Origin of the sequence: Amycolatopsis sp. NPDC021455 (assembly GCF_040640995.1) — a bacterium.
Classification (GTDB): Bacteria; Actinomycetota; Actinomycetes; order Mycobacteriales; family Pseudonocardiaceae; genus Amycolatopsis.
In genome coordinates, this window is record NZ_JBFACT010000008.1 from 116,529 (window position 1) to 137,927 (window position 21,399).

Here is a 21,399-nt window from a genome sequence, read left to right on the forward strand (position 1 = left end):
GTGAAAGCCGTGTTGCGGGTGACAAGATGACCGGGTGCCCGGTCCGACACCGGGCATGCGTCGTTCGCAGGGTGGCCATACCCGTAGGCGTGCGGCGGGGTAGTCGAGGTCAAAGTCTCGGCTCTAGTCCAAAGGGTGTTCCCCGGGGCGGAGCTCTATGCGCACCCGGGGCGCCTGACGGTCACTTTGGTGGCCGTTCCCTTGAGGAGGCACCCCCCGGTGTCAGGACCATTCGAGAGGCCAGCTGACGCCTGGCCGAACCCGTTCGGGGCGGGCGAGCAGCCCTCGAACGTGGAGTACCTTCCCGGGCCGTTCTCGGCCGGGTTGCCGGACGCGCCGCCGCCGGAGTACGGGGGCGCGCCGCGTGCGTTCGGCTGGCCTGCGGCTGTGGCGCTGATCGTCCTCGTGATCGCGACGTACGGTTTCTCCTTCGCGCTGCTGCGGACCGGGTCCGACCCCAAGTCGGCGGTCGTCATCCCCCTTCTGCTGCTGTTCGGTGCCGGTCTGCTGATCGTCCCGGTCGCGAACACGAAGCTGCGGACCCGGATCGGGGAGGCGGCCAAGGGCGCCTACAACGGTGCGCGGGGGAAGAAGTGAATCCGGTGATGGCGAGCGAACATCTGCCGGGCTGGCCCAACGTGGACGACCTCATCCGGATGAACGCGGACTCCGTGGAGACCGAGGCGGAGTTCTTGTTCCTGCTGCGCGAGATCTTGTCCGGGTCCGGCCGGACCGCGGGCCGCGTTGCGGCGTACGCGGGGCCAGTGTTGCCGCGGTCTACGGCGTACCGGTTTGTCTCGAAGTCGAACCGGCGGGTGCCGCAACACGAGGACCAGCTGAAGGCATTCCTTGCAGGTTGCGGATGTCGAGCAGAGAGCATCGCCGTGATGGTGATCGCGTGGCGCCGCGCGCTCGATTCCGTCGCTTCCACATGTGACATAAGCGCGGGTACTGCTGTGATCCGGTCAATTCCGCTCGAGAACGTGCCGGTCGAAGGTGAGTTGATCGAGCACGCCGGCACGCGGACTGCCAGCCAGCCGCGGGAGCTCGAGCTGCGCCCGGTCGGCGAGGTGCGCCCGCTTCCGCGCTTCACGACCCGGCAGGACATCCCGACGTTGCCCGACTTGGTCGGCGAGAGTGGCGGCGTGGTGGTGCACGGCGACGTGCACATCAACTACACCAACACGTCGCACGCCACCAGCACGAACGGCGACGGCGACCTGGCGGGCGAGGAGCCGTCAATGCGGGGGGAGCCGGCCGTGTCGCGGGTTGTTGTCACCGAGTTCGCTTTTTCGTTGACGCCTCTCATCCGAATGCAATTCAAGATGGGGCATGGCGATCCCACCCGGCTGGTGAGGTTGTTCATGACGTACCTGGTCGTGCTCGTGCTCCTCTTCTTCGCGGGCGTCACCGCCTACGTGGCGCTCCGCTAAAGCGAACACAGAGGGGCCTCGTGCATCCAGCCGATGCGCGGGGCCCTTCTGCGCGTGTCTCGGCTGGATGCCCGGGTGCCGGTCGCGCGAGGCCGGCGGACGGGCAGGGCCGCCCCACCGAGGTGATGACCGCGGTCGAGTTGACCGCCGACGGCTGACCCCTGCGCGGTAAGCGCAGTAGCGCGGTAAGTCGCTGACCAGCGCAACGCGAGCGCGGTTCTCGACTTACCGCGCATCGTGCGCGGTATATCCCGCCCCAACCCGCCGCAAAACCGCAGATCAGGCAATTACCGCGCGCAGCCGCGCATACGGCGCTGCCGGATCGGCCTGGCGAGAGGTTCAGCGCGTCGGTGTGCAAGCACCTGATTCCGAGCATCGGCGCGCATCGGCTCGACAAGTTGCAGCCTGAGCACCTGGAGCTGGCTTACCGGAAGATCCTCCGAAAAGGACTCAAGCCGTCGACCGCGCACCTCGCGCACCGGACCGTCCGCGCGGCGCTCAACGAAGCGGTGCGACGGCGGCACATCACGGAGAATCCCGCGCGTATCGCGAAGGCGCCGCGCGTGGTGGGAGGAGGAGGCGCGGCGCCTGATCACCGCGGCCGGGGAGATCCGGAACGGCGCGCGGTTCATCGTCGCGCTTTCGCTCGGGCTCCGGCGCGGCGAAGCGCTCGGGCTCAAGTGGTCCGACGTCACGATCACGTGGAAGCACGGGTGCGCGCGGCGAAACCTGCCGCCGGAAGCTGACCGCCGTCGAGTGCCCGGCGCGGCGCGATTCCGGCACGATCACCGTCCGCGGCTCGATCCAGCAACTCAACTGGCAGCACGGGTGCACGCCCGACAAGCCGTGCAGGCATGAGCACGGCGCCTACTGCCCAGAGCGGTACGGCGGCGGCCTGGTCGTCGGTGAGGTGAAGTCGCGGGCCGGGCGCCGCGTCATCGGCCTCCCCAGCCCGTGATCGAGGCCCTGGAGGCGCACCGCGTCCAGCAGGCGGAGGAACGCGAGGCGGCGGCAGACCTCTGGGAGGGAGGGGATTGGGTGTTCGCCACGCCGATCGGCCGGCCGACGCACCCGACGCCGGACAACCGGGCGTGGAAGGCGTTGCTGCGCTTGGCAGGCGTGCGCAACGCGCGGCTCCACGACGCGCGGCACACGGCCGCCACGGTGCTGCTTGAACTCAAGGTGCCGCTGCCCGCGGTGATGGAGCTGATGGGCTGGTCCAACGCGGCGGTGGCCAAGCGGCACATACACGTCAACACCGAGCTCGTGACGTCGGTGGCGGAGCAGGTAGGCGCCCACATGTGGGCCTCCCCGGACGACGAAGACGAGGAGGACGACGGCCAGGAAGGCGCGCTCGCACCCGCCTGAGGACAGACTCGGGACGGAAAGCATGCAATACTGCGGGCGACGGTGAGCGGCGCTTGATGCCGATTACGTCGGAGCGGAGCGGGGTCGACCAGGTTGCTTGCCGCCCCCGCCCCTACCAATGAACAAGCTGGTCAGCTGCCCACGAAGCTGCGAACTTCGTGTACCAACAGCGTCAGCGCGATCAGGGGCGGGGTGCTGCTTAGCGCCGCGCCCCTGATCAACTTCAGAAGCTTGTCCACCTTGCTGCACTCGCTGCAGCGCGGTCTGTCATTGGACATTGCCTACCTTCGTTCGCACATTGAGGATCTTCTTGTGCCACGTGGCTTCGAAGGCCCCAGCGGATCGCGCTGAGGCGCTTCCGAGGTCGACGCACAGACTGTAACGTCTTGGGGCCGCTCCATCCGAGCGTCGAACAGTAATGAGTTGATAACCGGCCAAGGCGTGCGCCGATAATGACCTGGTTACTTGCCTGCAGAGGCCCTTCTACCAGCGGTTCCAGGCAGCGTCCCGGAACTTTCGTGCCACGCGAACTCGGCCACCTCGACGTTCGTTCGACCACGCCAACGCTGGGTCTAAACACATTTGGCCACGCAACACCGGGTAGATCAGCGCATCCGGCCACACCAACACCGGGTAGTTCAACAATCGTGAGGGCAGTACAAATTGCAGGCTTGCGAGTCATCATGTCTCCAAGGCCACTCATGACCCGACAGGCAAGGCCAGATCCTTGCACTAGCAAATCAGCCACGCCGCTTCCGAGCGGCTACGAAGGCCGCCCGGCTAGGGCTGCCCGCCTCCGGTCGACCACTTGAGAGTACGTATGAGACGGAAACTGAGACGCACACAGCAGAACGCCCGGCGACCTTCACCGGGTCGCCGGGCGTTCTGCCTGCTCAAGAGCGGTGGCGGTGGGATTTGAACCCACGGACGGGATTAACCGTCACACGATTTCGAGTCGTGCTCCTTCGGCCGCTCGGACACGCCACCGCCGAGAACAATACCGGAGGGTCTTCCCGAGCCTCACAAGGGGTCGACTGGGCGGTGGGAACGCCGCCTGACCTGGGCATCGCGTACCACGCCGCGCGCGCGGGTGCGCAGGTCGTGGGCCGCCTCGCGGGCCTGGGCGCCGCGCCGCTGGAGCATGCCTGACATCTGGAGCCTGCGGTTGCCCGTCACCGAGCCGAGCTTCTGACGAGCGCCGCCGACCGTCTGCTGGATCTTGTGCTTCATCGTCATACCGGAGAGGTACCCAGCAGCGGAGACCCGAATCAGCGCCGCATGGCGAAGTACGTCTCCATGAGCCCGGCGCACTCCCGCTCCAGGACGCCGCCGTGCACCTCGGGGCGGTGGTTGAGACGGCGGTCACGGACGACGTCCCACAGCGAGCCCACCGCGCCCGTCTTGGGCTCCCACGCGCCGAACACGAGCCGGGCGATGCGCGCCAGCACCAGCGCGCCCGCGCACATCGTGCACGGCTCCAGCGTCACCGCCAGCGTGCAGCCTTCCAGTCGCCAGCCGTCGCCCACCACGGCCGCCGCCGCGCGCAGCGCCAGGACCTCCGCGTGGGCCGTCGGGTCTCCCAGCTCGACGCGCGCGTTGCGAGCCGCGGCCAGGGGGGTGCCGTCGGGGCCGAACACGACCGCCCCGATCGGCACGTCCGCGCCGGGAGCGCGCGCCGCTTCCAGCGCGGCCTCCACGGCCTCGGTGTCGGACGGGCGTCTCAGAGCTCGTCCAGGAGCTTGGCGAACTCGTTGCCGAACCCGCAGCGCTGCGCGACCATCTGCAGCTGCTCGTCCGGGTACAGGTCGACCTCGCCGACGATGACCTCCAGCTCCGGCCCGGGCAGCCCGAGATCCGCCAGGATCTCCAGGTCGCCCTCGGGCCAGACCGAGTCGTCCTCTTCGTCGGGGGGATCGACGCGCAGGACGTCGAGGACGTCCGCCGCGATGTCGTAGTCCAGTGCCGCCGCCGCGTCCGAGAGCAGCAACGACGGCCCCCGCGGGCTCGGCCGGACGATGACGAAGAACTCGTCGTCGACCGCCAGCAGCCCGAAGCTCGCGCCGGTGGAGCGTAGTTTGCCCAGTTCAGTGATCGCTGCGTCCAGCTCGGTCAACGCCCCCGGGTCGAGCGCACTGCACCGCCACCGACCGTCTTCCCGGACCACAGCCACCGCGAAGCCCGTGACCGGCTCATCCACCGCCATGCGCACACCGTATTCCGCCGGTCGGCCGGGCGCACGCACGGTGCGCCCGAAGCGCCGCATGAGGCACTATCGGGACCATGACCGGCCCCACTGACCTGCCCACCCTGCCCGGCACGCCGTTCGCCGGCCTCCTCGACGACGCGCGGGCGCTGCAGGACCGCACGGTCGCCCTCCGGCGGGCCGTGCACCGCCACCCGGAACAGGGCCTCCACCTGCCGCGCACGCAGGCCGCGATCCGCGAAGCGCTCGACGGCCTGCCGCTGGAGATCACCGAGGGCAAGGCCACGACGTCGCTGACCGCCGTCCTGCGCGGCTCCCGGCCGGGCCCGGCCGTGCTGCTGCGCGGCGACATGGACGCGCTGCCGCTGACCGAGGAGACCGGGCTCGACTTCGCCTCCGAAGACCCGGAGTCGATGCACGCGTGCGGGCACGACACGCACGTCGCCATGCTGGCGTCGGCGGCACGGCTGCTCGCCGAACGCCGGGACCGGCTGGCCGGGTCGGTCGTGTTCATGTTCCAGCCGGGTGAGGAAGGTCACCACGGCGCCCGGTTCATGATCCACGAGGGTGTGCTCGACGCCGCCGGGACGCGGGTCGAGCGCGCGTTCGGCGTGCACATCCTCGCCAACGCGCGCAGCGGGCTGCTGCAGCTGCGGCCCGGCGCGCTGATGGCGTCGGCGGACTCGTTCCACGTGCGCGTCACCGGCAAGGGCGGCCACGGCTCGGCGCCGCAGCACACGATCGACCCGGTGCCCGCGGCCGCGGCGATGGTCGGCGCGCTGCACACGATGATCACGCGCCGGGTCAGCGTGTTCGACCCCGCGGTGCTCTCGGTGACCCGCATCCAGGCCGGCACGACGTCCAACATCATCCCGGAGACCGCCGAGCTCGAGGGCACCATCCGCACGCTGTCCGAGCAGACGCGCGCGCTGGTCCGCGCCGAGCTGCCGAAGGTGTGCGAGCAGGTCGGCGCGGCCTACGGCTGCCGGGTCGTCGCGGACGTCGAGCCGGGCTACCCGGTGACGGTCAACGACGACCGGATCGCCGCCGAGGTGCTGCGGCTCGGCGCGGCCGTGCTCGGACCGGAGAACGTGGAGCTGCTCGCCGACCCGCTGATGGGTGCCGAGGACTTTTCGTACGTCCTGCAACGCGTTCCGGGCGCCTACGCGTTCCTCGGCGCGTGCCCGCCCGGGGTCGACCCGGCCGAAGCGGCGGCGAACCACTCCAACCGGGTGCTCTTCGACGAGGACGCGATGCCGAGCGGTGTCGCGATGCTCGCCGCCTTCGCGCTGGACGCCCTGCGTTAAGGCGCGGTGCGCGACGGGCGGCCGTCCTCGAGGTGGCCGGCGAAGCGGCGGCGCCACCCCGGCGCCTCGAACGTGACGTCGTACCAGCCGTTCTCCGTCGGCACCGGAAAGTCTTGCGAGCCACCAGGCGGGACGGTGACGCCGTTCACCGTGACCGGCTCCGGCCCGCTGTTGGTCACCGTCACCCGCAGCTTGTTCACGAACGTGACGGCGGCATCGAGGCCCGAGCCACCCGAAGCCTCGACGACGAAGCCGTTCGGGCCGTGGATGGCCACGTCGTACGTCCCGCTGTAAGCGACTTCGCCGGTCATCTCGCTCTTCGGGCCGACGTCGAAGCGTTGTGACGTCCCGCCCGCGTGGTAGGCGTACGCGGCCAGCTGCAGTGCCTGCGTGCCGTGGTTGGCCAGGTTCAGCTTCAGGGCGTCCGCCCCGGCCGTGACCCAGGCGACCGGCTGGTAGGGCAGCGGACGTGCCTTCGCCGTGCCGGGCTCCTGCCGCAGCGCGCCCGGCCCCAGCCCGGGTTTGGGGAGCCGTTTCTGCGTCCGGTCGGCTTCGGCGCGCAACGCGTCCGCGTCCGGCAGCAGCGGGATCGTCGTGTCGTGGGTGCCGAAGTCGAAACAGCTGGTCAGGTCGCCGCAGATGGCGCGGCGCCACGCCGAGATGTTCGGCTCGCGCACGCCGGTCCACGTCTCCAGGAACCGCAGGACCGACGTGTGGTCGAAGACCTGCGAGTTCACCCAGCCGCCACGGCTCCACGGCGAGACGACCGTCATCGGCACACGCGGCCCCAGCCCGATCGGGACGGGTGGCCCGGACGGACGGCCCTTCTCCGGCCGGTTGCCGGGCAGGTACTCGCCGGGCGTGCCGGGCGGCGGGGTCGGCGGGACGACGTGGTCGAAGAAGCCGTCGTTCTCGTCGTAGTTGATGAAGACGACGGTCGACGCCCACAGGTCCGGGTTGTCCCACAACGCTCTCAGCATCCGCTGGACGTAGGCGGCGCCGTCGACCGGCCGCGCGGCGGGGTGCTCGCAGTAGCCGTACGGGGCGACGACCCACGAGACCGCGGGCAGTGTCCCGGCCGCGCAGTCGGCGAGGAACTCGGCCAGCACGTGGTCGAGGTCCTTGCCCTTCCCGGAGTCGGGCTTGAGCTTCGTGCGCAGGTTCGCGCGCTCGGCCAGCCGCCGCTTCACCGGGTCCATCGAGTGCAGCGCGTCGTGGAAGTTCTGGAACAGCCACAGCGGGTTGTCGCCGTAGTCGCCGACGAAGTGCTCGGGGACTCCGCGCTCCTCGTCGTTCGCGTAGATCCGCCACGAGACGCCCGCCGCCTCGAGTCGTTCGGGGTACGTCGTCCAGCGGAAGGAGGGCTGGTAGTCGGGCGCGTTGTGCGTCGCGGGACCACCGGCGAGGCCGTCCGGGTCGATCGTGCCGGTCCAGTGGTAGAGCCGGTTCGGGTGGGTCGGGCCCTGGATCGAGCAGAAGTAGTGGTCGCACAGCGTGAACGCGCTCGCCAGCGCGTGCTGGAACGGGATGTCCTCGCGCGTGAAGTACCCCATCGTCATGGGGCTCTTCGCCGCGATCCAGCCGTCGTACGCGCCGCCGTTCCACGCGCGGTGCGTGCTGTTCCAGTCGTGCGGCAGCTCGCCGAGGTCCTGGCCGTCCACAACGGACGTGTCGACCCGGAACGGCAGTACCGGCGCACCTTTTCCGCGTTGGCGGAAGACGTCACGCAGCGCGGCGCGGTCGCCGAACCCGCGTACGCCCGCCATGGTGCCGTAGTAGTGGTCGAACGACCGGTTCTCCTGCATCAGCACCACGACGTGGCGGACGTCCTCGATCGTGCCCTTCCGCGGCACCGGAGCGCACGCGGCGGACAGCGCACCCGCGCCCGCGACGGTGGCCGCGGCCGCGCCACCGAGCACCGTGCGCCGGCGGATCCGGCCCATGCCCACCTCCTCGTCCCCAGGTCAGCGGACCGCTCGAGGAGTACCTTCGCCGCCGAGAGAGGTGAAGCCATGCTCAACTCAGCGGAACTGGTCGCCTTCGCACCGTCGACCGACCTGGAGCGCTCACGTGCCTTCTACACGGATGTCGCCGGGCTCGAGTTCATCGAGCAGACCCCCTTCGCGTGTGTGTTCCGCAGTGGCTCGACCATGCTGCGCGTGACCGCCGTGGCCGAGTTCACGCCGCAGCCGTTCACGGTGCTCGGCTGGGCGGTCACCGACGTCCGGGCGGCGGTGGCCGAGCTGCGTGGCCGTGGCGTGGAGTTCCTCACGTTCGACACGCTGCCACAGGACACCGACAAAATCTGGACCACGCCCGGTGGCCGGATCGCCTGGTTCACCGATCCGGATGGCAACGTGCTGTCCCTGACCGAGTTCACTGGCGATTAAACAACACTGTTGATTTAATGGCGGCATGACCGACGCCGACGTCCTCGCCCAGCTCGCCGACCAGGAGGAACGCCTCCAGTTCGCGAAGTTCGACAACGAGACCGCACTCGCGCTGGGCCAGCAGCTTCTCGCGGCCGCGCGGGACCGCGGACTGCCGGTGACGGTCTCCGTCCGCCGCAACGGCCAGCGGCTCTTCCACGCCGCACTGCCCGGCACGTCGGCCGACAACGACGCCTGGATCGACCGCAAGAGCCGCGTCGTCGACCGCTACGGGCACAGCTCCTTCCTGGTCGGCGCGCAGTTCCGGGCGAAGGGCGGCTCATTCGAGGAGGACTCCCGCCTGGCCCCGGACGAATACGCGGCCCACGGCGGCGTATTCCCGGTGCTCGTCCGCGGCGTCGGCCCGGTCGGCACGGTCGGCGTGTCCGGGCTCCCGCAGGCCGACGACCACGCGTTCGTCGTCGAGCAGCTGGAGCTGTTCCTGGCCGACGGCGGGAAATGAGCTGGCGCCCGCTGTTACCGTCGAAGACATGAAGCGCGCTGTTTCCACGACGACGCCGGAGAGTGTCCCGGCGCGCTGAACGATGTTTCCGGCCCGGGGCGGTTCGCCTCGGGTTTCGTCTTGTGGTCATCCGCCTCGCCGTCCACGAGGAGTCCACATGCACGACCACCGAATGCACGACCACCGCAAGCTCGGCCGCGAACTCGGCCTGTTCGGTACCGACCCGCTGATCGGCGCGGGGCTGCCCTACTGGCTGCCCGACGGCGCGATCGTCCGCCACAGCCTCGAGGAGTACGTCCGCGGCCTCGAACGGCGCGCGGGATACCGGCACGTCCATTCGCCGGTGCTCGGCAAACGCGAGCTGTACGAGATCTCGGGGCACTGGGCGCACTACCGCGACGACATGTACCCGCCCATGGACGTCGGCGGCGAGCAGCTCGTGCTGCGGCCGAGCCTGTGCCCGCACCACGCGTTGATCTACCGTTCGCGCGGACGCAGCTACCGCGAGCTGCCGCTGCGGATCGCCGAACTCGGCGGGATGTACCGCAGCGAGCTGTCCGGCGTGCTCGGCGGGCTGAACCGCGTCCGCGCGATCCACCTCAACGACGCGCACATCTTCTGCACCCTCGACCAGGTCGAAGCCGAAGCGGCCGCCGCGTTGGCGATGATCCGGCGGGCCTACGACGCACTCGGCATCAGCCCGGCGCGGTACCGGCTTTCGCTCCCGGGCCCCGGCGGGAAGTACGTGGCCGGCGACTGGGACCGTTCGGCGGAAATCCTGCGGTCCGTCCTCGACGGCCTGCCGTACGACGCCGTCGAGGGCGAAGCGGCGTTCTACGGCCCGAAGATCGACGTTCAGATCGCCGACAGCGCGGGCCGCGAGTCGACCCTGTCCACCGTCCAGGTCGACTTCCACCAACCGGAGCGGTTCGGCCTGGAGTACGTCGGGGCGGACGCGGCGAGACACCGGCCGGTCATGGTGCACCGCAGCATCATCGGCAGCGTGGAGCGCGCGGTGGCGCACCTCCTCGAGGTCCACGGCGGCGCGTTCCCGGCTTGGCTCGCGCCGGTCCAGCTGCGGTTGCTCCCGTTGTCGGCTGCCGAACTGCCCTACGCGCAGTCCGTCCTGGACCGATGTGGGGACCTGCGCGCGGAGATCGCCTCGGAGGGCAGCCTCGGCGCGCGGATCCGCGAGGGACGACTGGTGCCGTTCCAGGCCGTGATCGGCCGGGACGAGGTCGCCGCGGGACGGCTTTCCGTCCGGTTGCGCGACGGGCGCCGCCGCGAAGCGCAGCCGGTCGAGAACGCGCTGGCCTCGATCCAGGAGGCGGTCAAGCTGCCATAGCCTCGGCCAGCCAATCGAAGGCGGGTGCCAGGCTTTCCGGTGCCGCCCAGCCGTTGATCACCCCCAATAGCTCCACGTAGCGCTCGCGGCGCGGATCGTTGACGACGTCGAGCCATTGCCGTAGCTCGCCGGGATCGCGCCCCAGGCCGTCGACGATCGCCTTCCCCTCGGGGGACGTCGGCGCGATCCCGGCCGCGACGGCCGGGGTGACGGCGTCCCGCACCTCGGCCGCCAGGTCACGTCGCAAGCCGGCTTCATGACCGTCCGCGAGCCGGCGAAGGTTCGCGCGGAACTCCGTGTCCCGCATCAGCGCGGCCAGCTCCACCCACGCCTCGGCCTGTTCGAGGCTGGGATCCTCGGGTAGCTCCGGGGTCAAGGTGCGGGCGATCCCCGCCAGCTCGGGACGATCACCCAAGGCATCGGCGAGGAAGTCGCCGACCAGGCATTGTCGCTCCACTTCGGACAGCAGGGCCTGCTGGCGCACGACACTCCTCTCTTCGGAAGGCGAACCGCGGTTCGCCACTGCCTTCAGCACCGCGCTTCGCCTGCGCAGCACGCCGATCTGTACTTCCACCGCCGCGGCGTGCTCCGCCGCGACCTCCGCGACGGTGGTCTCGCCGTCGATCACCCGCCGGATCGTGGCGAGGTCGATGCCGAGGTCGCGGAGGACGCGGATGACGTCGAGCCGGGCGAGCGCGGCGTCGTCGTAACGGCGCTGGCCCGCGGTGTTGCGCCCGGACGGCGGCACGAGGCCGCGATCCGAGTAGAACCGGACAGCCTTGACGGTCAGCCCGGTCCGGTGGGCGAGTTCGCCGATCGAGTAAGCCATGCCGTAAGCGTGGCAGCTCCCCTCAGGGGAGGCGCAAGACCTGCGAGTTCGCTCGATCGTGTCGATCACATGTTCGAAGATTCACGGTAGAGTCGATCACATGAGCGAACGGACTAGGTCTCCTCCCGGATCCGGGTCACCAGCTGGGTCGGGTTCACGAACCGCAACGCGATGAGAAGGAGCACGAGCATGGAGGCGGTGTAGATGGTCGCCATGGCGTCGACCGACTGGTTGGCCCGGATACCCGCGGCGAACACGGAGTTGTAGAGCGCCACGACGAGGGTCGTCGAGTCCGGGCCCGCGGTGAGGAAGGTCAGCTCGAACATGCCGACTGTCCGCACCAGCACGAGGATCGACGCGGCCAGGATCCCCGGCAGCAGGAGCGGGCCCAGGATGCGGGTGAACACCGAGAAGGTCCGCGCGCCGGACATGCGGGCCGCGGCTTCGATCTTCGGGTCGATCTGCTCGATGAACGGCGTCATCGTCAGCACGACGAACGGCACCGAAGGCACCAGGTTGGCCAGGATGACGCCGGTGATCGTGCCGGCGAGGTGGAACTTGTACAGCACGGTGGCCAGCGGGATCCCGTAGGTGATGGGAGGGATCAGGATCGGCAGGACGAACAGCAGCATCACCAGGCGCTTGCCGGGGAACGACCGGCGAGCCAGCGCGTAGGCGGCCGGGACACCGACCCCCACCGACACGGCGATCACCACCAGGGCGACGATCGCCGTCGTGAGGAGGACGTCCGACAGGCCGAACTCGCGCCAGGCGTCGGCGTACCAGTGGGTCGTGAAGCCGTCCGGGAGCCAGCTGCCGAACCACTGCGTGCCGAACGAGTCGACGACCACCGAGAGCACCACGCCCGCGAGGTTGACGAAGAAGAACACGACGACGGCCCAGACGACCCAACGTCCGGGACGCGCGACCCAACCGGTCATCCCTTGCCTGGTCGCCCCTTGCCCGATCAACCCCTGCCTGGTCAACCCTTGCCTCCGGTCGCTCCGCGGTACAGCGTGCCGCGCCACGCCATGACCAGGCCGATCACGATCAGCATGACCACCGCCATGAGCATCGCGACGGCCGAGCCCATCGAGTAGTCGTACTCCTCGAAGGCGGCGTGGTAGGCCGCGATCGAGATGACACGGGTCTCGTTCGCGGGGTCGCCGACGAGCTGCGCCGAAGGGAACACCGAGAACGCCATGACGAACGAGAGACAGAAGGTGATCGCCAGCCCGGGCGCCAGCAGGGGCAGCGTGATCCGCCGGAAGCGCTGGACGCCGTTCGCGCCGAGCGTGGCGGCCGCCTTCTCCAAGGAGGGGTCGATGCCCGAGAGATAGGACAACGTGAGCAGGAAGGAGAACGGGAAGCCGGTGATCACGAGCGACAACAGCACGCCGGTGTAGTTGTGGATCAGCGGCAGCGGCTGGTCGGTGACGCCGAGGACGGTGAGCACCTTGTTCAGCCAGCCCGCCGGCCCGCCGTACATGATCAGGCCCTGCGCGGTGAGCACCGTGCCGAGCGTGATCGGCACGACGAGGATCGTCGTCAGGAGGCGCTTGCCACGGACGCGGCCGCGCATCACGTACGCGATCGGGATGCTGGCGAGGACGTTGATGAACGTCGCGGGCAGCGCGATGCCCAGCGTCGTCCAGATCGTGTCGCGCAGGTAGGGGTCGCCGAAGAACCGCGCGTAGTTCGCGAAGACCCCGCCCTTGCGCGGGGCGAACGACAACTGGAGGCCGTAGAGGAAGGGGTAGAGGAACAGGCAGGCAATGACCAGCAGGCCGGGCACCAGGAGCAGCAGGGTGCGGTCGACACCGCGTTCGGCAAGGCGGTGCCGCAACGCGGGCCGAGCGCTCGCCACGGCGGTCACGGCGCGACCCTCGCGGCATGAGCGACGCCGATCCTCACGGCGGCCATCGAGGCACCGCGGGTGTCGCTGACTCCCGCGGCGGTCACCACCGCAAGGCGGGCAGGGGCCACCCGCGCAGTGGTCTCGGCTGGCGCAGCCGCCACCGGGGCGGCGTAGGCAGGATCCATCCGCACGGCCGTCTCGGCAGGTGTGGCGGTCACCACCGCAAGGCGGGCGGTGGCCACCAGCGCGGCGATCTCTGCAGGCGCCGCGGCCGCCAACGCGGCGCAGGCAGCAGCCATCCGCACGACGGCCTCGGCAGACGCAGCCGCCACCGGCGCGGCGCAGGCAGCAGCCATCCGCACGACGGCCTCGGCAGACGCAGCCGCCACCGGCGCGGCGCAGGGGGCAGCCACCCGCGCGGCGGCCTCGGCAGTCACGACGACCTCGCCGGTCGCGGCGGTCTCGGCAGGCGTGGCGGTCATGGCGCGAACACCAGGACCCGCTCGGCCGGGACACCGATCTTCGCCGTGTCGCCGGGGGCGAGGCGCTTGTCCGTCCGGAAGTAGACCGGCACCCCGGTCGCCAGGCGGGCGGAGACCGACAGCTCGCGGCCGTGGTACTCGACGATCTCGACCGTCACGTCCAGGGCGTTCTCCGCGCCGTCGCCGACCACGAAGTCCTCCGGGCGGATCGCCACCTTTGCCGGGCCCTCCGTGAGCGAGCCGCGGCCGGTCAGGCGGGCTCCCGCGCCCTCCACCGTGACCGATGAGCCCGCGGCGCCCGTGACCGTCACGTCCAGGAGGTTTCGATAACCCATGAAGGAGGCGACATAGCTGTTCACCGGCTGGGCGTAGACCTCCTCGGGCGTGCCGATCTGCTGGACCGCGCCCTCGCGCAGCACCACCAGGCGGTCGGCCAGCGACAGGGCCTCCTCCTGGTCGTGGGTGACGTACACCGTGGTCAGTCCCAACGTCTGGTGGAGGCGGCGGATCTCCATCCGCATCTCCAATCGGAGCTTGGCGTCCAAATTGGACAGTGGCTCGTCCATCAGGACCACGGGTGGCTCCAGCACCACGGCGCGGGCGATGGCGACGCGCTGCTGCTGGCCGCCGGACAGCTGGGCGGGGAACTTCGCCGCGTGCTCGGTGAGCTGCACCAGGCGCAACGCCTCGTCGACGCGGCGGCGGGCCTCCACCCGGCCCACCTTGCGCATCTTGAGGCCGAACCCGACGTTCGCGCGGACGGACATGTGCGGGAACAGCGCGTAGTTCTGGAACACCATCCCGAACCCGCGTTGCTCCGGCGGCTGCCCGTCGATGCGGGTGTCGTCGAGCCAGATGCTGCCGCCGGTCAACGGCAGCAAGCCGGCCAGGCAGTTCAACGCCGTCGACTTGCCGCAGCCGGACGGGCCGAGCAGGGCCACGAACTCGCCTCTCGCGATGGCGAGGTCGAGGCCGCTCAGGGCGTTCGCGGTGCCGAAGCTGCGCGACACCCCGTCCAGCCGCAGCTGCTCGAACGTCACTTCTTGCCGACCTTCGAGCCGCCGACCAGCTGGTTCCACTTGTCGAACGCCTTGACCTGCTGCTCGGCCGGCAGCGACGTCTCCTTCGGGTACTGCGCGATCCACTGCTCGTACTCCGGGCGCCCGAACTGCTTGATCGTGTCCTGGCTCTTCTGCGGAGCCATCTGCAGCGTGACGTCCTTGACCGCGGGGCCGGGGTAGAAATACCCGTCGTCGTAGGCGATGGCCTGCTGGTCCGGCTTGAGCATCCACGCGATCAGCTGCAGGATCGCCGACTCCTGGTCGGGGGACAGCCCCTTCGGGATCAGGGCGTACTGGGCGTCGGTGACCCAGTGCATCGGCTGCATGATCGCGGTCTTGACCGTGTTGGGCACCGTGCCGAGCTTGCGCGGGTTGATGTCCCAGCCGGTGGTCGACATGATCATGTCCACCGAACCCGACGCGAGGTTCTTCATCGTCTCCGTGGTGCCCGACGGGTAGTACTTCACGTACTTGCCCAGCTCCTGCAGGAACGCCCAGGTCTTGTCCCAGCCCTTGTCCGGGTCCTTCGGGTCCTTGTCGCCCAACAGGTACGGCAACCCCATCAGGAACGTCCGGCCGGGGCCGGAGTTCGACGGCTGGGCGTACTGGAACTTCTCCGGGTGCGCCTTCGCCCAGTCGAGCAACGCCTGCGGGGATCCCGGCACGGAAGAAACCGCCGACGGGTTGAACTCCAGCAGCGGGCCGGACGGGTAATAGACGACTTCGATGCCGTAGCCGTTGGCCAGCTCCTGCATCTTCGCCGCGGGTTCCTGGTAGTTCTGCATCAGGTTCGGGAACCGGCCGGCGAAGTCCGGGAGGACCTTGGCCAGGGTGCCGTTCGCGATGCCGGCCGACAGACCGTCGGTGCCGCTGAGGACCAGGTGCGTCTGGGCGACGCCGCCGTCCTGCTCGGCCTTGAGCTTGCCCGCCATGCTGGGTGCGGGCGCCGTCGAATAGGTGACCTTCGAGAGCACTTCGGGGTGCGCGGCCTTGAAGTTCTCGATCATCTGCTTGGTGAGCTGCAGGTTGCCCGCGACGTCGAGGATGTTCAGCTCGACCGGCTTGCTCGGCTTGTCCGGTACGGCCTGGGGATTCGCCGCCTGACCACCGTCGCCGCCGGGCGCGCCGCAGGCCGCCAGGCCGGCGGCCAAGCCTGCCGCCAGCAACACTCGTCGGAATCGGAAGCCGGTGCGACGCTGCATGGCTGCTCCCTCGGTCCGTGATAATGTTGTATGTCGCATCGTATATCAGATCGGACATGCCAGTGGCGAGCTCTTCTTCGGCCAGGAGGCCGCCGCCGCCCGTCTCGCGGACGGATTTCGTCCGTGACGCCATCAAGGAAGCGATCTTGAGCGGCGAGTTCGGACCGGGCGAAACACTCGTCGAAGCCGAGGTGGGCGCACTGCTCGGGGTGTCGAAGACCCCGGTGCGCGAGGCACTGCGGATCCTCGCCGGTTCCGGTTTGGTCACGATGAGCACGTACAAGGGGGCGGCGGTCCGGGTCATGGACGCCGAGAGCGCGTACGCGGTGTACGACCTGCGCGCGCTCCTCGAGCCCGAAGCCGTCCGGCGCGCGGTCGAGCGAGGCGCGGACTTCGGCGAGGCTCGGCAGGTGCTGGCCGAGGTCGAGACGGGCGCCGCGGCCGCCGACCGTGCGAAGGCGAGCCTGACCAACCGGCTGTTCCACCGCGCGCTCTACTCCGGGTGCGGGAACCCGCTGCTGGTCGAGGTCCTGGACGGGCTGCGCGACCAGGCGGCGCTGATCACCGTCACCGGCTGGGGCATCAGCCCGACCTGGCAGGGCGAAGCGGCCGAGCACCGGGCGATCCTGAACGCCGCCGAGAGCGGCAACGCCCGGCAGACCGAACACCTGCTGCGCATGCACATCACCGATTTCATCGACCGGGTCGCCTTCGGGCTCCCGGGCGACCGCACCACCGAAACCGGCGATCCGAAGGGGGCCCGATGACGTTCGAGGAGCAGAAGCGGCGGCTTTCCGGGGTGGTGGCCATCCCGGTGACGCCGTTCGACGCCGAGGGCGCCGTCGACGGCGAGACGTACGCGAAGCTGGTGGACCGGCTGGTCACCGGCGGCATCGAGGTCGTGACACCGAACGGGAACACCGGCGAGTTCTACGCGCTCGACGCGGGCGAAGCGCGGCAGTGCCTCGAGGTCACCGTCGAGGCCGTGGCCGGCCGGGCGAGCGTGCTCGCCGGGGTCGGGCACGACGTCGCATCGGCGACGCGGGCCGCACAGCACGCGCGGGACAACGGCGCCGACATGATCATGATCCACCAGCCGGTGCACCCGTACATCTCCGGTGACGGCTGGGTCGACTACCACGCCGCCATCGCCGCCGCCGTGCCGGAACTCGGCGTCGTGCTCTACGTCCGCAACCCGGCGATCTCCGGCGAGCTGCTGGGTGCGCTGGGCGAGGCGGCGCCGAACGTCATCGGCGTGAAGTACGCCGTGCCGGACCCGGTGCGGTTCGGTTCGGTGGCGCGGGACGCCGGCTTCGAGCGGTTCGTGTGGATCGCGGGGCTGGCGGAGCTTTCGGCGCCCGGCTACTTCGCCGTCGGCGCCACCGGCTTCACGTCCGGGCTGGTGAACGTCGACCCGGCGATCTCGCTGGAGATGTTCCGCGCACTGTCCACAGGGGACTTCCCGGCGGCGATGACGGTCTGGGAGCGGATCCGGCCGTTCGAAGAGCTGCGCGCCGCCAACGGGAACGCCAACAACGTCAGCGTGGTCAAGGACGCGCTCGGCCAGCTCGGCCTGTGCCGCCCCGACGTCCGGCCGCCGAGCCGGCTGCTGACCGGCGCCGAGCGGGAGCGGCTCTTCGGGCTCCTGTCGTCGTGGGGACTCTCCTAGGTGACGCAAGTTACTCGTCCGTCAAGGACGAGTAAGCGCGTCCGGGCAACCCGTCAGAACGGCATTCACGGGTGATCTCCGGACACGTCGGCGGGGGTGTCCTGGCGGAACCCGATCCGCCGACACCGGAGGCACCCGTGACGCTCAGCGAGCTTCTTCCCAGCCTCGGCTGTGAAGCCGCCGATCACCTCGAGCCAGGAGTCTGGCCGCGAAGCACGCGACTCGGCGAAGACGGCGAACTCCTCTTCGCCGGCGCGCGCGTCAGCCACCTCGCGGCGCGCTTCGGGACGCCGTCGTACCTCATCGACGAGCAGCAGGTCCGTGACACCGCTCGCGAGTACCGCGAAGCGTTGCCGGACGTCGAAGTCGCGTACGCGAGCAAGGCGTTGTGTACGCGGGCTGTACTGCGTTGGGTCGCCGAAGAGGGGTTGTCGCTCGACACGTGCTCCGCGGGCGAGATCGCCGTCGCCCGCGCAGTCGGCTTCCCCGCGGAGCGCATGCTGCTGCACGGCAACGCGAAGACGCCCGAAGACCTGAAGGCCGCGCTCGAATACGGCGTCCGGCGGATCGTGGTCGACTCCCTCGACGAGATCGAGCAGCTCGGCGCGCTCGCCCACGGCGCGCAGCAGGTGATGATCCGGGTGACGCCGGGTGTCGCGGCCGGGGCGCACGCGGCCATCAGCACCGGAACCGAAGGCCAGAAGTTCGGCTTCTCGCTGCTCGACGGCGTCCCCGACAACGTCGACGCCGCCGTCGAAGCAGCGAAAAAGCAACCAGGGTTGCGGCTCGCGGGACTGCACTGCCACATCGGCTCGCAGGTCTCCCGCGTCGACCGGTTCGAGTCCGCCGCGCGGCGGATGGCCGAGGTGCTCGCCCGGATCCGCGACACTCACGGCGTCACGCTGCGGGAGCTCGACCTCGGCGGCGGCCACGCGGTGCCGTACACCGGCGGCGAGCCCGCGTTCGACCTCGGCGGCTACTCGCGACGCCTGCGCGTCGCGCTGGCCTACGAGTGCGCGGCGCACGGCTTCCCGTTGCCCCGCTTGACGATCGAGCCGGGCCGGGCGATCGTCGGGCCCGCCGGGATCACGGTGTACCGCGTGTGCGCCGTCAAGCGCGGGAGCCGCACGTTCGTCGCGGTCGACGGCGGCATGAGCGACAACGCCCGCCCGTCGCTGTACGGCGCGCGCTACACGACACGCCTGGTCGGACGGCGATCCACGGCGCAGCGGATGCCGATGACGGTCGTCGGACGGCACTGCGAATCCGGCGACGTCCTCGCCGACGGCATCCGCCTCCCCGGCGACCTGCACGCCGGCGACCTCCTGGCCGTGCCGTGCACCGGCGCGTACCACCACTCGCTGGCGTCGAACTACAACCAGGTCGGCCGTCCCCCGCTGGTCGGCGTCAAGGACGGCGTCGCGACGCTGCTGGTGCGCCGCGAGACCGAGGAAGACCTCAGCCGCCGCGACCTGGGCTAAGCCTCGACGATGACGTCGCCGCCGCGCGGCACCACTCCGCGCGGCAGGCGGCGGCCGGCGAAGAACTCCCGGCACGCGCGGTGCACCGCGAACATCAGCGGCACCCCGAGCACGATCGACACCACGCCGATCACCGCGACCCCGCCGATGCCGAACACCGTCGTCTCGCCCGCGTCCGGCCGCGCGTACTCGATCAGCGCGAACACCAGCACCGCCAGGAAGAACACGCCGCCGGTGAACGGCAGCAGCCCCCGCAGGAGGAAGTTGCGCAGGCTCGCGAAGAGCGTCCGGCGGAACACCCAGACGCAGGCCAGCGCGGTCATCGTGTACTCGATGGCGATGGTCAGCCCGACCGCGTCGACCGAGTCCGAAAGCACGTTGCCGCTCACCAGGGCCAGCAGCACGTACACCGCCAGCGAGACGAGCCCGAACGCCCAGGTGGCGACCGAAGGCGTCCGGAACCGCGGGTGCACGCGCCCGAAGACCCGCGGCAGCGCGCCGTGGCTGGCCATCGACAACGTCGTGCGCGCCGCCGGCATGATCGTCGCCTGGCTGGTGGCCGCGCCGCTGGTCAGCACGGAGACGATCAGCAGCACGCCCAGGACCTTGCCCGTCGTCCCGTCGCCGAACACCGCGCCGCCCAGCCCCGCGAGGACGTCCTCGGCGTTCGCCTCGTTGCCCAGGCCGATCCCCTCGGTCCCGACGCCGGCGAAGGCCAGCGCGGCGACGGTGACGAGCAGGTAGTTCAGCACCAGCAACACCGTCGAGAGCACCGCCGCGCGCCCGGGCGCGCGGCGCGGGTCGGCGGACTCCTCGTTGACCGAAAGCGAACTTTCCCAGCCCCAGTAGATGAACACGGCCAGCAGCACCGCCGAGACCGCCGTCCCGGCGGAGACTCCGCCGGGCCACAGCCAGTCCAGCCGCGGCAGTGAGGCCTGCGGGCCGGCCGTGCCGTCGAAGACGCGGACCAGCGCGACGGCCGAGAAGAGCACCAGGACGGCGAGCTCCACCCCGAGCAGGATCCACTGCGCCCGCGCGGACACCTCGATCCCGCGGTAGCACAGCCAGCAGAGCACCAGCAGCCAGGCGGCGCCGATCGCCGTCGTCACCCACCGGTTGTCCGCCGCTCCGGTCGCGCCGAACAGCAGCAGCGTGTACCGGCCGGTCAGCGCGGACTGGCTGCTCATGACCAGCAGCTGCGCCACCGTGACGACCCAGCCGGTGAACCATCCGGCGTGCGGGCCGAACGCCCGCGACGCCCAGGTGAAGTTGGTGCCGCAGTCGGGTTCCGCGGTGTTCAGCTCGCGGAACGCGACCGCGACGAAGAGCACCGGCACGAACGAGAGCAGGACGAACGCGGCCGCCTTGAACCCGGTGCCCGCCAGCACGATCAGGCCCAGCGTGGCCGCGATCGAGTACGCCGGCGCGGTCGACGACATCCCGATGACCATCGACGACACCATGCCCAGAGCGCCGCCGCGTAGCCCCTTCTCGGGCACGGCGGGAGCGACGGCGAGCGCCATTTGTTGGTCCTCCTGGGGTTGCTGGAGACGACGGAGCCGCCAGACCGTACCCGGCGGCGGCCTGCAAGTGCGTCCGGCTGTGCGCGGGCGCACAAACCGCCTCGGAAAGCCTCGTGAATTCCGTCTCCTGCCACCGATTCCTCGGCCGATCGGGACGTGTACGCCGGATCACGCGAAGCTGGCGTGGGGGTCTCGCTTTCTGGTCAGGTCTCGATACGCTGCGCACTTGACAAATCACCTGCCGAAACACAGGGAGGGACGGCATGGGTGACGAATCACGGGCGCGCGCGCTGGACAATACGGACAGATCGCTGATAGCTCTGCTGCAACAGGACGGCAGGGCCTCGTTCACCGCGCTCGCCAAAGCGGTCGGGCTTTCGGAGGGTGCCGTCCGCCAGCGCGTGCAGCGGCTGCTGCGCGACGACCTGATGCAGATCGTCGCGGTGACCGACCCGGCCAACGTCGACCTGACGCGGCAGGCCATGGTCGGGATCAGCGTCGACGGGGCCGATCCCCGCGAAGTCGCGGACAAGCTGTCCGAGCTGCCGAACGTGCACTACGTGGTGCTGTGCGCCGGGCGCTACGACCTGCTGGCCGAGCTCGTCTGCCGGGACGACGACCACATGCTCGAGGTGCTCGGCGAGGAGGTCCGGAAGATCCCGGGCGTGTCCGGCACCGAGCTGTTCGTGTACCTGAAGCTGGCCAAGCAGAACTACTCCTGGGGCCGGCTCACGGCGTAGCGGCCG

Annotated in this window: 22 protein-coding genes and 1 tRNA gene; 11 read left to right on the top strand and 12 right to left on the bottom strand. The window is 70.1% G+C overall.

Annotation, left to right across the window (positions count from 1 at the left end; genetic code table 11):
* Nucleotides 1–291: 291 nt before the first annotated feature.
* From AB0G28_RS13860 to AB0G28_RS13870, 3 genes are all read left to right on the top strand, one after another.
* Nucleotides 292–597, top strand: a complete 306-nt coding sequence (locus AB0G28_RS13860) for a hypothetical protein (protein ID WP_361087762.1) — start codon at nt 292–294, stop codon at nt 595–597.
* Between the two features lie 5 nt (nt 598–602).
* Nucleotides 603–1,433, top strand: a complete 831-nt coding sequence (locus AB0G28_RS13865; protein ID WP_361087765.1) for a hypothetical protein — start codon at nt 603–605, stop codon at nt 1,431–1,433.
* A gap of 954 nt (nt 1,434–2,387) precedes the next feature.
* Nucleotides 2,388–2,801 (top strand): tyrosine-type recombinase/integrase, encoded by a 414-nt coding sequence (locus AB0G28_RS13870; RefSeq protein WP_361087768.1) that lies wholly within the window; start codon nt 2,388–2,390, stop codon nt 2,799–2,801.
* Nucleotides 2,802–3,701: 900 nt separating this feature from the next.
* Here AB0G28_RS13870 and AB0G28_RS13875 read toward each other — a convergent pair.
* From AB0G28_RS13875 to AB0G28_RS13890, 4 genes are all read right to left on the bottom strand, one after another.
* Nucleotides 3,702–3,788: transfer RNA gene (locus AB0G28_RS13875), tRNA-Ser, on the bottom strand.
* 33 nt (nt 3,789–3,821) lie between these two features.
* Complete coding sequence (locus AB0G28_RS13880; RefSeq protein ID WP_361087771.1) at nt 3,822–4,031, bottom strand: CsbD family protein; 210 nt, start codon at nt 4,029–4,031, stop codon at nt 3,822–3,824.
* Between the two features lie 38 nt (nt 4,032–4,069).
* Complete coding sequence (locus AB0G28_RS13885; protein ID WP_361087773.1) at nt 4,070–4,498, bottom strand: nucleoside deaminase; 429 nt, start codon at nt 4,496–4,498, stop codon at nt 4,070–4,072.
* Between the two features lie 23 nt (nt 4,499–4,521).
* Nucleotides 4,522–5,004: a tRNA adenosine deaminase-associated protein gene (locus AB0G28_RS13890; protein WP_361087776.1), complete on the bottom strand. Its 483-nt coding sequence runs from the start codon at nt 5,002–5,004 to the stop codon at nt 4,522–4,524.
* 77 nt (nt 5,005–5,081) lie between these two features.
* Between AB0G28_RS13890 and AB0G28_RS13895 the strand changes: the two genes are divergently transcribed.
* Nucleotides 5,082–6,311: a M20 family metallopeptidase gene (locus AB0G28_RS13895; RefSeq protein WP_361087779.1), complete on the top strand. Its 1,230-nt coding sequence runs from the start codon at nt 5,082–5,084 to the stop codon at nt 6,309–6,311.
* Here the strand turns inward: AB0G28_RS13895 and AB0G28_RS13900 are convergent.
* Nucleotides 6,308–8,254 carry a phosphocholine-specific phospholipase C gene (locus tag AB0G28_RS13900; protein WP_361087782.1) on the bottom strand — a complete coding sequence of 649 codons (1,947 nt, stop codon included), beginning with the start codon at nt 8,252–8,254 and terminating at the stop codon, nt 6,308–6,310. The two genes, AB0G28_RS13895 and AB0G28_RS13900, sit on opposite strands and share 4 nt — an antisense overlap.
* A 69-nt stretch (nt 8,255–8,323) precedes the next feature.
* On the opposite strand from AB0G28_RS13900, the gene AB0G28_RS13905 reads away from it, so the two are divergent.
* The 3 genes from AB0G28_RS13905 to thrS all read left to right on the top strand — a co-directional run bounded on the left by AB0G28_RS13905 (nt 8,324) and on the right by thrS (nt 10,548).
* The gene (locus tag AB0G28_RS13905) at nt 8,324–8,701 is read left to right on the top strand and encodes a VOC family protein (protein ID WP_361087784.1); all 378 of its coding nucleotides are present in this window, start codon (nt 8,324–8,326) and stop codon (nt 8,699–8,701) included.
* A 25-nt stretch (nt 8,702–8,726) separates the two neighbouring features.
* Nucleotides 8,727–9,203, top strand: coding sequence for a heme-degrading domain-containing protein (locus AB0G28_RS13910; RefSeq protein ID WP_361087787.1), 477 nt, complete (start codon nt 8,727–8,729; stop codon nt 9,201–9,203).
* Between the two features lie 172 nt (nt 9,204–9,375).
* Complete coding sequence (gene thrS, locus AB0G28_RS13915; RefSeq protein WP_361088011.1) at nt 9,376–10,548, top strand: threonine--tRNA ligase; 1,173 nt, start codon at nt 9,376–9,378, stop codon at nt 10,546–10,548.
* On the opposite strand, the gene AB0G28_RS13920 is transcribed toward thrS, so the two are convergent.
* The 6 genes from AB0G28_RS13920 to AB0G28_RS13945 form a co-directional block, all read right to left on the bottom strand.
* Nucleotides 10,535–11,377, bottom strand: coding sequence for a MerR family transcriptional regulator (locus tag AB0G28_RS13920; RefSeq protein ID WP_361087790.1), 843 nt, complete (start codon nt 11,375–11,377; stop codon nt 10,535–10,537). The two genes, thrS and AB0G28_RS13920, sit on opposite strands and share 14 nt — an antisense overlap.
* Before the next feature lie 113 nt (nt 11,378–11,490).
* Nucleotides 11,491–12,318, bottom strand: coding sequence for an ABC transporter permease subunit (locus AB0G28_RS13925; protein WP_361087793.1), 828 nt, complete (start codon nt 12,316–12,318; stop codon nt 11,491–11,493).
* A 41-nt stretch (nt 12,319–12,359) separates the two neighbouring features.
* Nucleotides 12,360–13,253 (bottom strand): sugar ABC transporter permease, encoded by an 894-nt coding sequence (locus AB0G28_RS13930; RefSeq protein WP_361087795.1) that lies wholly within the window; start codon nt 13,251–13,253, stop codon nt 12,360–12,362.
* The gene (locus tag AB0G28_RS13935; protein WP_361087798.1) at nt 13,250–13,717 is read right to left on the bottom strand and encodes a hypothetical protein; all 468 of its coding nucleotides are present in this window, start codon (nt 13,715–13,717) and stop codon (nt 13,250–13,252) included. The genes AB0G28_RS13930 and AB0G28_RS13935 overlap by 4 nt, the downstream gene beginning before the upstream one ends.
* Nucleotides 13,714–14,757 carry an ABC transporter ATP-binding protein gene (locus AB0G28_RS13940; protein ID WP_361087801.1) on the bottom strand — a complete coding sequence of 348 codons (1,044 nt, stop codon included), beginning with the start codon at nt 14,755–14,757 and terminating at the stop codon, nt 13,714–13,716. Before AB0G28_RS13940 ends, AB0G28_RS13935 begins: the two co-directional genes overlap by 4 nt.
* Nucleotides 14,754–15,980, bottom strand: coding sequence for an extracellular solute-binding protein (locus AB0G28_RS13945; protein ID WP_361087803.1), 1,227 nt, complete (start codon nt 15,978–15,980; stop codon nt 14,754–14,756). The genes AB0G28_RS13940 and AB0G28_RS13945 overlap by 4 nt, the downstream gene beginning before the upstream one ends.
* Nucleotides 15,981–16,042: 62 nt before the next feature.
* Here AB0G28_RS13945 and AB0G28_RS13950 point away from each other — a divergent pair, with 62 nt between their 5' ends.
* The 3 genes from AB0G28_RS13950 to lysA all read left to right on the top strand — a co-directional run bounded on the left by AB0G28_RS13950 (nt 16,043) and on the right by lysA (nt 19,130).
* Nucleotides 16,043–16,747, top strand: a complete 705-nt coding sequence (locus AB0G28_RS13950) for a GntR family transcriptional regulator (RefSeq protein WP_361088014.1) — start codon at nt 16,043–16,045, stop codon at nt 16,745–16,747.
* Nucleotides 16,744–17,649: a dihydrodipicolinate synthase family protein gene (locus tag AB0G28_RS13955; protein ID WP_361087806.1), complete on the top strand. Its 906-nt coding sequence runs from the start codon at nt 16,744–16,746 to the stop codon at nt 17,647–17,649. The genes AB0G28_RS13950 and AB0G28_RS13955 overlap by 4 nt, the downstream gene beginning before the upstream one ends.
* A gap of 137 nt (nt 17,650–17,786) precedes the next feature.
* Nucleotides 17,787–19,130: a diaminopimelate decarboxylase gene (gene lysA / locus AB0G28_RS13960; protein ID WP_361087809.1), complete on the top strand. Its 1,344-nt coding sequence runs from the start codon at nt 17,787–17,789 to the stop codon at nt 19,128–19,130.
* Here the strand turns inward: lysA and AB0G28_RS13965 are convergent.
* Nucleotides 19,127–20,653 (bottom strand): APC family permease, encoded by a 1,527-nt coding sequence (locus AB0G28_RS13965; RefSeq protein WP_361087812.1) that lies wholly within the window; start codon nt 20,651–20,653, stop codon nt 19,127–19,129. The two genes, lysA and AB0G28_RS13965, sit on opposite strands and share 4 nt — an antisense overlap.
* A gap of 263 nt (nt 20,654–20,916) precedes the next feature.
* Here AB0G28_RS13965 and AB0G28_RS13970 point away from each other — a divergent pair, with 263 nt between their 5' ends.
* Nucleotides 20,917–21,393: an Lrp/AsnC family transcriptional regulator gene (locus tag AB0G28_RS13970; RefSeq protein ID WP_361087815.1), complete on the top strand. Its 477-nt coding sequence runs from the start codon at nt 20,917–20,919 to the stop codon at nt 21,391–21,393.
* The last annotated feature ends 6 nt before the right edge of the window (nt 21,394–21,399 follow it).